Raw genomic sequence first — 14,829 nt, 5'->3', positions numbered from 1 at the left:
TCACTGCCGCAGTGTCGTCCCCACGGTAGGCCACCGGCCGACGGCCCGTCAGAGGAAGGCCTTCCCCTCACCCCGGTAGGTCGGTACGGTGCGGACGATCCGGTCGCCCTCGATCAGGTGCAACTGCGCGAAGCGCTCGCACAGTTCGCCCGCCTTGGCGTGCCGGAACCAGACCCGGTCGCCGATCAGCAGGTCGTCCGCGGCCGAGCCGAGCAGCGGGGTCTGCACCTCGCCGGCGCCCTCCATCGGGTCGTAGCGCAGCCCCGGCGGCAGGTACGGCACCGGCGAGCGGTCCGGTCCGGCCGCGCCGGAGGCCGGGTAGCCGCCGCCGAGCACCGTCACCACCCCGACCCCGGGGCGGCGCACCACCGGCTGGCCGAACAGGGCGGCCGGACGGCCCCGGAACACGCGGTAGTTGTCGAACAGCTGCGGCTGGTACAGCCCGGACCCGGCCGCGACCTCGGTGACGGCCGGCTCGGCCGCGGTGGACTCCACGCTGCCGGTGCCGCCGCCGTTGACGAACTCCAGCTCGGCCACCTGGCACAGCCGCCGGACCGCCGCCGCGCGCCGCTCGGCCAGCTCGGCCCGGGCCCGGCCCTGCATCAGCCGGATCAGCTGCGAGCGCACCGGCCGCCCCGGCACCCGGTCGCCCACCCCGGCGATGTGCCCCTCGTACGCCATCAGGCCGACCACCCGGAAGCCCGGGCGGCGCTGGACGGCTTCGGCGAAGGCGCCCAGCTCCTCCGGGGTGCGCAGCGGCGAGCGCCGGGCGCCCACCCGGACCCGCCCGCCGAGCAGGTGCAGCGCGGTGTCCAGCTCCAGGCAGACCCGCACCTCCGCGTCGCCGGAGCGCGCCTTGTCGATCAGGTCCAGCTGGGCCGGGTCGTCCAGGACGACGGTGATCCCGCCGGCCAGCTCCGGATCGGCGGTCAGCGCGGCGTAGCCGTCCCGGTCGGTCGAGGGGTAGGCGAGCAGGACGTCGCGCACGCCGGTACGGGCCAGCCAGAGCGACTCGCCCAGGGTGAAGCTCATCACCCCGAGGAAGCCGTCCACGGCCAGCGCCCGGTCCAGCAGCGCCCGGCAGCGCAGCGACTTGCTGGCCACCCGGATCGGCTTCCCGCCGGCCCGGCGCACCAGGTCGGCGGCGTTGGCGTCGAAGGCGGCGAGGTCCACCACGGCCACCGGCCCGTCCAGGTGGGCGGTGGCCCGGTCGTACCGGTGACGGTCGGAGACGGGGGCGGGTGCATCGAGGATGACCATGCGCGCAGGGTGCCACAGGGCGCTACCGGTGGGTAGGGGGCGCGTGCGGGGAAATGCGGGCGGTGGCCCGCGGTGGCATAGGGTCGGCCGGGTGGACCGCAAAGACTTCTCCAGCCCGGCGTTCGTCGGCAAGAGCATCCCGAATCCCGGCTTCTCCGACGACGACGGCACGGCGGACCCGGCACTGGCCGCGGCCCTCGCCCGCTGGTCGCAGGACCGTACGGCCGAGCCCGAGGTGCTGGCGGCGCTGACCCCGACCCGGCTGATGGTCCCGATCGTCGCCCTCCTCGGCGAGGTCGAGGTGGACGAGCACGGACACAAGCACGACAAGAGCAGCGACATGGCCGTCCCGGTGCTGGAGGCCCCGGACGGGCGCCGCGCGCTGCCGGCCTTCACGTCACTGGAGACGCTCGCCCGCTGGCGGGCCGACGCCCGCCCGGCGCCGACGGCGGCCCCGCAGGCCGCGACGGTCGCCTTTTCCGAGCGCGCCGACACCCTGCTGGTCGACCCGGCCGGGCCGGTGCCCTTCCTGCTGACCGGCGCCCGGCTGCGGGCGCTGGCGGAGAACCGTCCGTACCTGCCGCCGGTGACGGACCCGGAGGTGCGCGAGGCGGTCCGGGCGCTGCTGGCGGCCGAGCCGCAGGTGGTCAGCGCTCTGCTGGCGCCGTCGGAGGACTCGGACGGGGTGCTCGCGGTGGTGTTCGACCCGGCGCTGAACCAGGCGGGGCTGCAGGAGGCCGCGCAGCGGGTCGGCCGGGCGGTGGCCGGGGACCCGGTGCTGCGGGTGCGGCTGGACCGGGGGCTCGACCTCGCGGTGCTCCCGGCGAGCGCGCAGCTGCCGGGGGAGCCGCTGTACCGGCGGTAGTCAAGATCGAAGGGCCACCTACCGAATTCGGTAGGTGGCCCTCGTCGATCGATCTCAGCTGTAGACCGGCCCGGTGAACTTCTCGCCCGGCCCCGTGCCCGGCGCGTCCGGCACGAGCGAGGCCTCGCGGAAGGCCAGCTGCAGCGAGCGCAGGCCGTCCCGCAGCGGGGCCGCGTGGAAGTTGCTGATCTCGGGGGCGCCGGCGGTGACCAGCCCGGCGAGCGCGGTGATCAGCTTGCGGGCCTCGTCCAGGTCCTTGTCCTTCTCGCCGCCCTCGGCGAGTCCGCACTTGACCGCGGCCGCGCTCATCAGGTGCACCGCGACGGTGGTGATCACCTCGACGGCTGGGACCTCGGCGATGTCGCGGGTGAGGTCGTCGAAGCCGATCGCGTCGTCGTCCGCGCCGGGGTTCTGGGTGGGCTCGCTGCTCAAGGGTGGCTCGTTCCTTCGTGCCGGGTGGGTACACGTGGAGCGTACAAGGGGCGTGTGACGCGCGGAGAAGGGCAGTGCGCCGGGGCGGAATAGCGTTCGACTCCCCGGCGCTGTATGCTTCGAGACTGACCGGCCGGGATCCCTCACGGGTACCTGGCCAGCAAGTGGAGGCTCCACTGCAAGGAGGCCCGAGAGGGCAACCGCGAAAGTCTCCCACCTGATCGGCCTCGCGGTCGACGGGTCCGGTCCGCGACGGGCGCCACGGCGCCGAGTCGCCGCAGCGCCCCTCACCGGGCGCCGCCCCCGGTTGTGTGGAGCCCCGCTTGTACCGAGCGGGGCTTTTTTCGTGTCGCGGTGCACGCGGTGCCGAGAGGTGCCGGGCAGCGCAGCACGAATGAAGCCCCGCCCAGTGGTCGAGTCCACTACGTGCGACCGCCGTCCGACGGCCGCATCGCAGAAGGTGCAACCGAGGAGGCCCCATCAGCACCGAGCCCCGCATCAACGACCGGATTCGCGTCCCGGAGGTGCGACTCGTCGGTCCCAGCGGCGAGCAGGTCGGCATCGTGCCGCTTGCCAAGGCGCTGGAGCTCGCGCAGGAGTACGACCTCGACCTGGTCGAGGTCGCGGCGACCGCCCGGCCGCCGGTGTGCAAGCTCATGGACTACGGCAAGTTCAAGTACGAGTCGGCCATGAAGGCCCGTGAGGCGCGCAAGAACCAGGCGCACACGGTCATCAAGGAGATGAAGCTCCGGCCGAAGATCGATCCGCACGACTACGACACCAAGAAGGGTCACGTCGTCCGGTTCCTCAAGCAGGGTGACAAGGTCAAGATCACGATCATGTTCCGTGGTCGTGAGCAGTCCCGCCCCGAGCTGGGCTTCCGTCTGCTGCAGCGGCTCGCCGACGACGTCCAGGAGCTGGGCTTCGTCGAGTCCTCGCCGAAGCAGGACGGCCGGAACATGATCATGGTTCTTGGCCCGCACAAGAAGAAGACCGAGGCGATGGCCGAGGCCCGCGCCCTCGCGGACGCCCGCAAGGCCGAGCGGCTGGGCCGGACCCCCGGCTCCGACGCCGCCCCCGCGGACGACGACGCGGTGGCCGAGGACCTGGTGGCCGACGACGCCGTGACCGAGGCGCAGGACGCCCCGGTCGAGGCGCCGGCCACCGAGGCCGAGGCTCCGGTCGAGCAGCCGGCCGCCTCCCAGGGCGCCTGAGCCGACACCGGCTCGGGGCAGTCCGGGAGACCGGCCCCCAGGGTGACAGGGCGTCCCGCCCGGTCACCGCAGATCCATCCAGTTCACGCCCGCGCGGCACAGGTTGCGCGGGCGTGAACGGGACCGACGAGGAGATACGGCGAAATGCCGAAGCAGAAGACGCACAGTGGCGCCAGCAAGCGCTTCAAGATCAGTGGCTCTGGCAAGGTGCTGCGCGAGCGCGCCGGCCGCCGCCACCTCCTGGAGCACAAGCCCTCGACGCTGACCCGCAAGCTGGCCGGGACGATCGAGATGGCCCCCGCTGACGCCAAGAAGATCAAGAAGCTTCTCGGCAAGTGATCGCCCTCCCGCCCGGCGCGAGCCGGTGCGGGGCAGCTGATCCTTCCCGACCCATTCGAATGACGGACCACGTGAAGCAGTCCGTGGTCCAACCCAAGGAGTAATCAAGTGGCACGCGTCAAGCGGGCAGTCAACGCCCACAAGAAGCGCCGGGTCATCCTGGAGCGCGCCAGCGGCTACCGTGGCCAGCGCTCGCGCCTGTACCGCAAGGCCAAGGAGCAGGTCACCCACTCGCTGGTCTACAACTTCAACGACCGCAAGAAGCGCAAGGGCGACTTCCGTCAGCTGTGGATCCAGCGCATCAACGCTGCGGCCCGTGCCAACGGCATCACCTACAACCGCTTCGTGCAGGGCCTGAAGGCCGCCAGCGTCGAGATCGACCGCAAGATGCTGGCCGACCTGGCCGTCAACGACCCGGGTGCGTTCGCCTCCCTGGTCGAGGTCGCCCAGAAGGCGCTGCCGGCCGACGTGAACGCCCCGAAGGCTGCCGCGGACGCCGCCTGATCTTCCGAGATCGGTTGAGCTCTGACCGGACCCGCAGGCTCTCCTGCGGGTCCGGTTCTGCGTTCCGCCCCCCAGCACCTCCAGAGTCAGCACCTCCAGAGTCAGCGCCTTCAGAGAACGAGACCATGCCGAGCACCGACACCCCCCTGCTCACCTCCCTGCGCTCGCCGCGCGTCGTCGCCGCCCGCCGGCTGGCCAAGCGGAACCAGCGCACCAAGGAGCGCCGCTTCCTGGCCGAGGGCCCGCAGGCCGTCCGGGAGGCCGTCGCCTTCGGCAAGCTGCCGGGGACGGCCGAGCACGCGGTGGTCGAGGTGTACGTGGGCCTGGAGGCCGCCGAGCGGCACGCGGACATCGTCGAGGCCGCCCTGGCCGAGGGGCTGCCGGTGCTGACCGCCACCGACGAGGTGATCGCCGACATCTGCGACACGGTGACCCCGCAGGGCATCGTGGCGCTCTGCCGCTTCATCGACACCCCGTTCGCCGAGGTGCTCAAGGCCCGGCCGAAGCTGGTGGCGATCCTCGCCCACGTGCGCGACCCCGGGAACGCCGGCACCGTGCTGCGCACCGCCGACGCGGCCGGCGCGGACGCCGTGGTGCTCACCGATGCCTCGGTGGACCTCTACAACCCGAAGGCCGTCCGGGCCTCCGTCGGCAGTCTGTTCCACCTGCCGGTGGCGGTCGGGGTGCCGGTCGAGGAGGCGGTCGGGAGGCTGCGCGAGGCCGGGATCCGGGTGCTCGCCGCGGACGGCGCGGGGGAGCGCGACCTGGACCAGGAGCTCGACGAGGGCACCCTGGGCGCGCCCGGCGCGTGGGTGTTCGGCAACGAGGCGTGGGGACTCCCGGAGGAGACCCGTGCGCTCACCGACGAGGTCGTGCGCGTCCCGATCCACGGGCACGCCGAGAGCCTCAACCTGGCCACCGCCGCGGCCGTCTGCCTGTACGCCTCGGCCCGGGCGCAGCGTTCGCCCGGTGGCTGCCGCTCGAACGGCTGACACGCGCCCGGGTGCGCCGGGATCACCACGCTGCAAGCCCTACTGTCGGGGCCTGCGAGGCGCTAGGGTCTGCCTCGGTGGGGGGAACGGCACGGTGGGTAATCGGGGAGGCAACCCATGGTCGGCAGCGGGCCCGAGCTCGACCCGGACGACCTGCCGGACGGCCTGGTGGTCGCCGACGCGCTGGGCCGGGTGGTCTGCTTCAACCGGGCCGCGGCCCGGCTCACCGGCGTGCTCCCGGCGGCCGCGCTCGGCAGCGCGCTGGAGGACGTCCTGCCGCTGGAGGACCTGGACGGCCGCCGCTGGTGGCAGCTGACCGATCCGTACGGCGGCCTGGCCATCCGCACCGGCCAGCCCGAGCGCAACCTGCTGCTGCCCGGCGGCCGTGAGGTGCTGGTCTCCGCGCGCTACGTCCGCACCGGGCCCGGCGGGCCGCTGGAGCGTCTGGTGATCGCCCTGCGCGGCACCGAGGCCCGGCGTCGCACCGAGCGCAGCCACGCCGAGCTGATCGCCACCGTCGCGCACGAGCTGCGCTCCCCGCTGACCAGCGTGAAGGGCTTCACGGCCACGCTGCTGGCCAAGTGGGAGCGGTTCACCGACGGGCAGAAGCGGCTGATGCTGGAGACCGTGGACGCGGACGCCGACCGGGTCACCCGGCTGATCGCCGAGCTGCTGGACATCTCCCGGATCGACGCCGGACGGCTGGAGCTGCGCAAACAGGTGGTCGACCTGGCGGCGGCGGTGCGTCGGCACGTCGAGCGCAAGGTCGCCACCGGCATCCCGGAGGAGCGCTTCGACATCCGGATCAGCGAGCCGCTGACGGTGCTGTGGGCGGACCCGGACAAGGTCGACCAGGTGCTGGCCAACCTGCTGGAAAACGCGGTGCGCCACGGCGAGGGAACTGTCACGATCGAGGTGGCACCGGCCAAGGAGGTCGTCGAGGCGCCCGTCTGGGAGCGCTCCGGCACCCCGCCCCGCATCGTGGAAGGCACCGCGGTCACCGTGAGCGACGAAGGAAGCGGCATCCCCGAGGAGTCGATGCCGCGCGTCTTCACCCGCTTCTGGCGGGGCTCCAAGCGCGGTGGCACCGGCCTCGGGCTCTATATCGTCAAGGGCATCGTGGAGGCCCACGGCGGCTCGATCCGGGTCGACCGCGCGCCCGGCGGCGGGGCCAGGTTCCGATTTATCCTGCCCGCCGGGGTGCCTGACTTCATGCTCTGAAAGAGCATGAACGACCAGCAGAGCATGCTGTAGTCGGGGTCCGGACGGGCTTGACGGCAGCCGCGCTACGCGCTGCGACTACACTCGACCTTTGGCGTTGCGCAACGCCCTGTGCGGCTGTGCCGCGGACGCCCCTCCCCGTTCGCACGGAGATCGGCTGCCCGCGCCCCGGCCCCGCCGGGCGTGACGCGAAGGCGAGCCCCACACACCTGAGCACGGACGAGCAGGAGCACGGGAAAGATAGAGATGTCGGCACCCAACAAGTCGTACGACCCCGTCGAGGTCGAGGCCCTCAAGCCCGAGGTGGTGGAGCAGGCGCGGAACGAGGCGATCGCCGCCTTCGCCGCCGCCGGCACCCTGGACGAGCTGAAGCAGGCCAAGGTCGCCCACACCGGCGACCGCTCCGCGCTCGCGCTCGCCAACCGCGAGATCGGCGCCCTTCCGCCGCACGCCAAGGCCGCCGCCGGCAAGCTGATCGGCCAGGCCCGCGGCGCCGTCAACCAGGCGCTCGCCAAGCGGCAGGCCGAGCTGGAGGCGGAGCGGGACGCCCGCGTGCTGGTCGAGGAGGCGGTGGACGTCACGCTGCCGTACGACCGCGTCCCGCGCGGCGCCCGGCACCCGCTGACCACGATGGCCGAGCGCATCGAGGACACCTTCGTCGCGATGGGCTACCAGGTCGCCGAGGGCCCCGAGGTCGAGGCCGAGTGGCTGAACTTCGACGCCCTCAACCTGGGCCCGGACCACCCGGCCCGCTCGATGCAGGACACCTTCTTCGTCCAGGCCCCGGACGGCTCCGCCGACTCCGGCGTGGTGCTGCGCACCCAGACCTCCCCGGTCCAGGCCCGCACCATGCTCGACCGCGAGCCCCCCATCTACGTGGTCTGCCCGGGCCGGGTCTACCGGACCGACGAGCTGGACGCCACCCACACCCCGGTGTTCCGCCAGGTCGAGGGTCTCGCCGTCGACGAGGGCATCACCTTCGCCGACCTCAAGGGCACCATCGAGGTGCTGGTCGAGAAGCTGATCGGCGGCGGCCTGGAGCTGCGCTGGCGCCCCTCGTACTTCCCGTTCACCGAGCCGAGCGCCGAGATCGACCTGCAGTGCTTCGTGTGCCGCGGCGAGAGCGTCGGCAACCCGGACCGCCCGTGCCGCACCTGCTCCTCCGAGGGCTGGATCGAGCTCGGCGGCTGCGGCGTGGTCAACCCGCGGGTGCTGGTCGCCTGCGGCGTGGACCCGAACCGCTACAGCGGGTTCGCCTTCGGCCTGGGCCTGGAGCGGATCCTGATGAATCGTCACAACGTCGCCGACATGCGCGACATGGTCGAGGGTGACGTGCGTTTCACCCTCCCGTTCGGGATGGAGATCTGATGCGCGTCCCGCTTTCCTGGCTGCGCGAGTACGTCGATCTGCCGGCCGGCGAGACCGGCCGTGACGTGGCCGAGCGCCTGGTCCGGGCCGGCCTGGAGGTCGAGACCGTCGAGCAGCTCGGCGGCGACCTCAAGGGCCCGCTGGTGGTCGGCGAGGTGCTCTCCATCGAGGAGCTGTCCGGCTTCAAGAAGCCGATCCGGCACTGCTACGTGAACGTCGGCGACGCCAACGGCACCGGCGAGCCGCAGGAGATCGTCTGCGGCGCGACCAACTTCGCCGTCGGCGACAAGGTCGTGGTCGTGCTCCCGGGCGCCGTTCTGCCCGGCCCGTTCCCGATCGCGGCCCGCAAGACCTACGGCCACACCTCGGCCGGCATGATCTGCTCCGCCCGCGAGCTGGGCATGGGCGACGACCACAGCGGCATCATCGTGCTCCCGCCGGAGTACGAGCCCGGCACCGACGCCATCGAACTGCTCCAGCTGGTCGACGAGGTGCTCGACATCGCCGTCACCCCGGACCGCGGCTACTGCCTGTCCATGCGCGGCGTGGCCCGTGAGGCCGCCGCCGCGTACGGGCTGCCGCTGGCCGACCCGGCGCTGCTCGACGTGCCGCCGGCCAACTCCTTCGGCTACCTGGTCAAGGTCAACGACCCGGCCGGCTGCGACCGCTTCGTGGCCCGTACGGTCGTCGGCGTCGACCCGAACGCCAAGTCCCCGATCTGGCTGCAGCGCCGCCTGCAGAAGGCGGGCATCCGGCCGATCTCGCTGACCGTCGACATCACCAACTACGTGATGCTGGAGGTCGGCCAGCCGCTGCACGCCTACGACAAGCAGCGCGTGGACGGCCCGATCACGGTCCGCCGGGCCGAGCCGGGCGAGACCCTCACCACCCTCGACGGCGTGCGGCGCAAGCTGTCCGTCGAGGACCTGCTGATCTGCGACAACAGCGGCCCGATCGGCCTGGCCGGTGTCATGGGCGGCGCCTCGACCGAGATCCTCGACCCGGCCGCCGGCCCGGGCACCACCGAGGTGATCATCGAGGCGGCGCACTTCGCCCCGGTCGTCATCGCCCGTGCCGCCAAGCGGCACAAGCTGCCCTCCGAGGCGTCCAAGCGCTTCGAGCGCGGCGTCGACCCGGAGGCGGCCCGCGCCGCCGCCCAGCGCGCCGTCGACCTGCTCGTGCTGATCGCCGGCGGCACCGCCGAGGCCGGGGTCACCGACATCGCCGGCCCGCACCCGGTGCGCACCATCCTGATCCCCGCCGACCTGCCCGACAAGGTCGCCGGCACCGAGTACGGCCGCGAGACCGTCACCCGGCGCCTGCAGGAGATCGGCTGCTCCGTCGCGGGCGCCGACACCCTGGAGGTCACCCCGCCGACCTGGCGGCCCGACCTCACCGACCCGTACGACCTCGCGGAGGAGGTCATCCGGCTGGAGGGCTACGACAACGTCCCCGCCCGGATGCCCAACGTGCCGCCGGGCAAGGGCCTGACCGAGGCTCAGCGGACCCACCGCCGGATCGGCGTGGCGCTGGCCGCGGCCGGCTACGTCGAGGTCAACAACTACCCGTTCCTCGGCGAGGCCGCCTTCGAGGCGCTCGGCCTGGAGTCGGACGACCGGCGCCGCCGCACGGTGAAGCTGGTCAACCCGCTCAACGACGAGGAGCCGGCGCTGCGCACCACGCTGCTGCCGGGCCTGCTCGGCGCGCTGCGCCGCAACGTCGGCCGGGGCAACACCGACCTGGCGGTCTTCGAGACCGGCACCGTCTTCCTGCCCAAGGACGAGCTGACCGTCGCCCCGCGCCCGGCCGTCGACCACCGGCCCAGCGACGAGGAGCTGGCCGCGCTGGACGCCGCGCTGCCGGACCAGCCGCGTCGGGTCGCCGTCGCCCTCGCGGGCGAGCGGCTGCCGTCCGGCTGGTGGGGCAAGGGCGACCAGGCCTCCTGGGCGGACGCCGTCGAGGCGGCCCGTACGGTGGCCCGTGCGGCCGGCGTCGAGCTGACCGTCCGCCAGGGGCAGCAGGCGCCCTGGCACCCGGGCCGCTGCGCCGAGCTGGTCGTCGCCGGCACCGACCGGGTGGTCGGCTACGCGGGTGAGCTGCACCCGCGCGTGGTCAAGGCGCTCGGGCTGCCGGCCCGTACCGCGGCCGCGGAGGTCGACATCGACCTGCTGACGGCGGACGGCGCCGAGCGCGTCAACGGCCCGGCGGTCTCCGGCTTCCCGGTGGCCACCCAGGACGTCGCGCTGATCGTCGACACCGCCGTCCCGGCCGCCGAGGTCGAGGCCGCGCTGCGCGCGGGCGCGGGTGAACTGCTGGAAGCCATCCGGCTGTTCGACGTGTTCACCGGCGAGCAGGTCGGCGAGGGCAAGAAGTCGCTGGCCTACGCGCTGCGCTTCCGCGCCGCCGACCGCACCCTGACCGCCGACGAGGCCACCGCCGCCCGTGAGGCCGCCGTCGCCGAGGCCGTCACCCGCACCGGCGCGGTGCTGCGCGGCGCCTGAGCGCGGGCACGCCGTAGGGCGTGAGGGGCCCCGCCCGGACCACCTGGTCCGGGCGGGGCCTTTTTGCGTTCTCTTGGGTTGACGGCCCGTCACCGCACCTCCTTAACTCATTAACTATGGAACTAGATAAAGGTGCTGACCAGCCCTCCCCGATCGAGTTCCGCCTGGACCCGGCCTCCGGCGTCCCGACCTACCTGCAACTCGTGCAGCAGGTCGAACAGGCGTTGCGGATGGGCTGGTTGGCTGAGGGGGACCGGCTGCCCCGGGTGCGAGAGGTGGTCGCCGGCCTGGCGATCAACCCCAACACCGTGCTCAAGGCCTACCGGGAGCTGGAACACCGCGGTCTGGCGGTCGGCCGCCGCGGCCAGGGGACTTTCGTGCGGGGACTGCCCGCCGGGGTGGTGCCCCTGCGTGAACGGGCCGCGCTGCGGCGGGGGTTGCTGGACTGGATGCGCTCGGCGCGGGTCGCCGGGTTGGACGAGGAGGGGATGGTCGCGGTGTTCGAGGACGCGCTGCGCGACCTGCGTGAGGGGCGCGACGGGGTGGTGGCCTGATGGCGGCGGACACGGTGATCGACTGCGGCGGGATCGGCAAGCGCTACCGCCGCTCCTGGGCCCTGCGGGACTGCCATCTCACCGTCCCCGCCGGGCACGTGGTGGCCCTGGTCGGCCCGAACGGCGCCGGCAAGACCACGCCGCTCAGCCTGGCCGCCGGCCTGACCCTGCCCGGCGAGGGTGCGATGACCGTCCTCGGCGACCAACTCCCGGGCTCGCCACGGGCCTTGGACCGGATCGGTTTCGTCGCCCAGAACGCCGCGCTCTACCCGGGCCTGCGCGTGCGCGACCTGCTGGCGATGGGCCGTCACCTCAACCGGCGCTGGGACGCCGCCCGGGCACGCGACCACCTGGACGGCCTCGGCATCCCGCTGGACCGCAAGTACGGCCGGCTCTCCGGCGGCCAGCAGGCCCAGGTCTCGCTCGCCCTGGCCCTCGCCAAGCGGCCCGAACTCCTGCTCCTGGACGAGCCGTTGGCCGCGCTCGACCCGCTCGCCCGGCACGACTTCATGTCGGTGCTGCTGACCGCGGTGGCCGAGGACGGCCTCTCGGTGGTGTTCTCCTCGCACGCCGTCAACGAGCTGGAGCAGAGCTGCGACTACCTGGTGGTGCTGGCCGGCGGCCGGGTCCAGGTGGCGGGGGAGGTGGACGACGGGCGGCCTGGTCCTGGGCGGCGCGGTGCTGGCCGTCGTGGCGGCGCTGTTCGGGCTGCTGCTGCGCTGGTGGAGCGCGCCGTTGGAGCTCCAGAGCGGAGCGTTCACCCCCGAGCTGTTCGCGGAGACGTGGCCCGCCCTGGTGGGCCGGGTGCTGGTGGCCTTCGGGGTCGCGGCGCTGGCCGGCGCGGTGCTGCGCCGCACGGTGCTAGCGGTGGGCAGCGGCCTGGCGGCCTCGGTCGCGCTGCCGTTCGTCGCCGAGGCGCTGCGCTCGCACTACATGAATCCGCTGGAGATGCCGACGCACTCCCTGACGTCGATGGCGCTGGACGACCGCTGGGTGCTGAGCGTCTGGTTCTCGGACCCGGCCGGCAACCGGATCTCCACGGACGACTTCTACGGCCTCGGCGGTGACTACGCCCACCTCCGGTCTCTGGTGCGCGACGGCGGCTACACCGTGCATGAGGTGTACCAGCCGGCGAACCGCTTCTGGCCGTTCCAGTTCATCGAACTCGGCTGGACGACCCTGCTCGCCGTGGCGCTGTGCGCGGTGGCGGTCTGGTGGGTGCGGCACCGGGCCGCCTGACCTGGGCCGTTCACATTAGTTTGAAGTGGGACCGTCAAAACCCTTGCGGGGGCGGGGCTCCAGGGCGTTTGCTTCTCGTTAGGAAGGTTTCCTAACCGAACGAGGAACCGGAGCAGCCCATGCGTCCTCAGCCCCGTCGTGCCCTCCGCACGGCCCTCGCCGCCGCCCTGGTGGCCGCGCCCCTCACGGTCGCGGCCACCTCGGCCTCCCAGGCCGCGCCCGCCGCCGCGGCCTCCGTCCGGATCAAGGGCGTCGGCCTGGACGACCCGCACAAGAAGGACATCGCCATGCAGCTGGTGTCCAGCGCGGAGAACTCGTCGCTGGACTGGAAAGCCCAGTACAAGTACATCGAGGACATCGGTGACGGCCGCGGCTACACCGCCGGCATCATCGGCTTCTGTTCCGGGACCGGGGACATGCTGGACCTGGTGAAGCACTACACCGACCTCAAGCCCGGCAACGTCCTCGCCAAGTACCTGCCCGCGCTGAAGAAGGTCAACGGCAGCGACTCGCACGCCGGTCTCGGTGCCCCGTTCGTCAAGGACTGGGCCGCCGCCGCCAAGGATCCGGTCTTCCAACAGGCTCAGAACGACGAGCGCGACCGGGTGTACTTCAACCCCGCCGTCGGTCAGGCCAAGGCGGACGGGCTGCGTGCGCTCGGCCAGTTCGCCTACTACGACGCCATTGTCATGCACGGCCCCGGAAACAACTCCGACAGTTTCGGCGGCATTCGCGCCGCGGCCATGAAAAAGGCCAGGACCCCCGCCCAGGGTGGAGACGAGGCCACCTACATCAAGGCCTTCCTGGAGGCGCGCAAGGTGGTCATGAAGAAGGAGGAGGCCCACTCCGATACCAGTCGGGTCGACACCGAGCAGATGGTCTTCCTCGACGCGGGGAACTTCGACCTCAACCCACCGCTGCGCTGGAAGGTCTACGGCGACAGCTATTCGATCGCCGGTTGAGACTCCGGTGGGCCGGGGCGGATCCCCCGGTCCACCGCGCCCTCTTTCGCAATTAATAAGTCCTCTGAATTATCAATATTCCCCCGAATTCGATCTTCGAAAGTGTGAAAGTCCTGTTCATCCCGTAACGAATCGAGCAGGGGGATAACGAAGCCTCCTCCCCGTATTGACGCATTCGCCCGGTGGCGCTTGACTCCGTCCCCTGCCGCGGCGTCGCGGCGCAGTACAGGAGGCACCACCGATCATGATCAGACCCATGCGTCTCGCGGCCACGGGCACGGCCGCCGCGTCGCTCGCACTCACCCTCGCGGCCTGCGGCCAGACCGCGGCGCCCCAGACGCCGGCGGCCGGCGGAGGCAGCGAGGGCATCGGTCTGCTACTTCCGGAGAGCGCCTCCTCGACCCGCTACGACGCGTTCGACAAGCCGCTGATCACACAGACGGTGACCGGCCTCTGCACGAAGTGCACGGTCAGCTACGCCAACGCGGGCGGCGACGCGACCGTCCAGAAGAAGCAGTTCGACGACCTGCTCGCCAAGGGCGTGAAGGTCATCCTGCTCGACCCGGTCGACGCCAAGCTCACCGCCCCGTGGGTCGACGCCGCCAACGCCAAGGGCGTGAAGGTCGTCGCCTACGACCGGCTGGCCCAGGGCAAGGTCGCCGCGTACGTCTCCTTCGACAACCAGCAGACCGGTCAGCTCCAGGGCCAGTCCCTGCTCGACGCGCTCGGCTCGAAGGCCTCCTCGGCCAACGTCGTGATGATCAACGGCGCCGAGTCCGACCCCAACGCGGCGCAGTTCCAGGCGGGCGCGCACCAGGCGCTGGACGGCAGGGTCAAGAAGATCGCCTACGAGCAGTCCGGCGAGTGGAAGCCGGAGGTGGCCACGGCGAAGATGAACGAGGCCATCCAGAGCCTCGGGAAGGACGGCATCCAGGCCGTCTACGCCGCGAACGACGGCATGGCCGCCGCCGTCATCGACGCACTGAAGGCCGCGGGCATCAAGAACGTGCCGGTGGGCGGTCAGGACGCCTCCATCGACGCGATCCGCCGGGTGCTCACGGGCGAGCAGGCGTACACCATCTACAAGCCGTACAAGCCCGAGACGGACGCGGCGGGCAGCATCGCCGTCCAGCTGGCCGAGGGCCTGGACATCAGCACCACCGCGACCTCGGTCACCGACAGCGGCGGGCTGCACATCCCCTCGCTGCTGCTCACCCCGATCGTGGTGACCAAGCCGAAGGTGGAGGCCACGGTCGTCGGCGGCGGGCTCTACAAGGCGTCCGACATCTGCACCCAGCAGTACGCGCAGGCCTGCGCGGAGGCCGGGGTCAAGTAGCCGGGGCCGTCAGACACGTGAAGCCGTCAGGCACGTGAAAGG

14 protein-coding genes and 1 pseudogene are annotated in these 14,829 nt (G+C 72.2%); 13 read left to right on the top strand and 2 right to left on the bottom strand.

The features are described 5' to 3' along the window. Positions 1-48: 48 nt before the first annotated feature. Positions 49-1,260 carry an alanine racemase gene (locus ACZ3UD_RS16490; RefSeq protein WP_465587164.1) on the bottom strand — a complete coding sequence of 404 codons (1,212 nt, stop codon included), beginning with the start codon at positions 1,258-1,260 and terminating at the stop codon, positions 49-51. 91 nt (positions 1,261-1,351) lie between these two features. On the opposite strand from ACZ3UD_RS16490, the gene ACZ3UD_RS16485 reads away from it, so the two are divergent. Next, entirely contained in the window at positions 1,352-2,125 is a 774-nt protein-coding gene (locus ACZ3UD_RS16485) for an SseB family protein (RefSeq protein ID WP_465587161.1), read from the top strand. A 54-nt stretch (positions 2,126-2,179) separates the two neighbouring features. Here ACZ3UD_RS16485 and ACZ3UD_RS16480 read toward each other — a convergent pair whose 3' ends face one another. Then, the gene (locus ACZ3UD_RS16480) at positions 2,180-2,557 is read right to left on the bottom strand and encodes a DUF1844 domain-containing protein (protein WP_363427199.1); all 378 of its coding nucleotides are present in this window, start codon (positions 2,555-2,557) and stop codon (positions 2,180-2,182) included. Positions 2,558-3,036: 479 nt separating this feature from the next. Between ACZ3UD_RS16480 and infC the strand changes: the two genes are divergently transcribed. The 12 genes and pseudogenes from infC (at position 3,037) to ACZ3UD_RS16420 (ending at position 14,787) form a co-directional block, all read left to right on the top strand. Next, complete coding sequence (infC, locus tag ACZ3UD_RS16475) at positions 3,037-3,771, top strand: translation initiation factor IF-3 (protein ID WP_387630709.1); 735 nt, start codon at positions 3,037-3,039, stop codon at positions 3,769-3,771. A gap of 144 nt (positions 3,772-3,915) precedes the next feature. Beyond that, positions 3,916-4,110 (top strand): 50S ribosomal protein L35, encoded by a 195-nt coding sequence (gene rpmI / locus ACZ3UD_RS16470; RefSeq protein WP_153460093.1) that lies wholly within the window; start codon positions 3,916-3,918, stop codon positions 4,108-4,110. Between the two features lie 108 nt (positions 4,111-4,218). After that, positions 4,219-4,614: a 50S ribosomal protein L20 gene (rplT, locus tag ACZ3UD_RS16465; protein ID WP_030055649.1), complete on the top strand. Its 396-nt coding sequence runs from the start codon at positions 4,219-4,221 to the stop codon at positions 4,612-4,614. A gap of 125 nt (positions 4,615-4,739) precedes the next feature. Next, positions 4,740-5,606, top strand: coding sequence for a TrmH family RNA methyltransferase (locus tag ACZ3UD_RS16460; protein ID WP_465587157.1), 867 nt, complete (start codon positions 4,740-4,742; stop codon positions 5,604-5,606). A gap of 117 nt (positions 5,607-5,723) precedes the next feature. Then, positions 5,724-6,827 carry a sensor histidine kinase gene (locus ACZ3UD_RS16455; RefSeq protein WP_465587154.1) on the top strand — a complete coding sequence of 368 codons (1,104 nt, stop codon included), beginning with the start codon at positions 5,724-5,726 and terminating at the stop codon, positions 6,825-6,827. Positions 6,828-7,073: 246 nt separating this feature from the next. Further along, positions 7,074-8,195: a phenylalanine--tRNA ligase subunit alpha gene (gene pheS, locus ACZ3UD_RS16450; RefSeq protein ID WP_465587151.1), complete on the top strand. Its 1,122-nt coding sequence runs from the start codon at positions 7,074-7,076 to the stop codon at positions 8,193-8,195. Further along, positions 8,195-10,696, top strand: a complete 2,502-nt coding sequence (gene pheT, locus ACZ3UD_RS16445; RefSeq protein ID WP_465587148.1) for a phenylalanine--tRNA ligase subunit beta — start codon at positions 8,195-8,197, stop codon at positions 10,694-10,696. The genes pheS and pheT overlap by 1 nt, the downstream gene beginning before the upstream one ends. Positions 10,697-10,812: 116 nt before the next feature. After that, positions 10,813-11,250: a GntR family transcriptional regulator gene (locus ACZ3UD_RS16440; RefSeq protein WP_465587145.1), complete on the top strand. Its 438-nt coding sequence runs from the start codon at positions 10,813-10,815 to the stop codon at positions 11,248-11,250. Beyond that, positions 11,250-11,717 (top strand): annotated as a pseudogene (locus ACZ3UD_RS16435) (ATP-binding cassette domain-containing protein); the annotation flags it as partial. The gene ACZ3UD_RS16440 and the pseudogene ACZ3UD_RS16435, both read left to right, overlap by 1 nt. Before the next feature lie 211 nt (positions 11,718-11,928). Next, positions 11,929-12,489, top strand: a complete 561-nt coding sequence (locus ACZ3UD_RS16430; RefSeq protein WP_465587536.1) for a hypothetical protein — start codon at positions 11,929-11,931, stop codon at positions 12,487-12,489. 119 nt (positions 12,490-12,608) lie between these two features. Then, positions 12,609-13,451 carry a chitosanase gene (locus tag ACZ3UD_RS16425; protein ID WP_465587143.1) on the top strand — a complete coding sequence of 281 codons (843 nt, stop codon included), beginning with the start codon at positions 12,609-12,611 and terminating at the stop codon, positions 13,449-13,451. A gap of 256 nt (positions 13,452-13,707) precedes the next feature. Further along, complete coding sequence (locus tag ACZ3UD_RS16420; RefSeq protein ID WP_465587140.1) at positions 13,708-14,787, top strand: sugar ABC transporter substrate-binding protein; 1,080 nt, start codon at positions 13,708-13,710, stop codon at positions 14,785-14,787. The last annotated feature ends 42 nt before the right edge of the window (positions 14,788-14,829 follow it).

This window comes from Kitasatospora sp. NPDC023118, assembly GCF_055560875.1.
The sequence above is the reverse complement of the archived record's forward strand: the minus strand, read 5'-3'. Positions and strand labels throughout refer to the sequence as shown.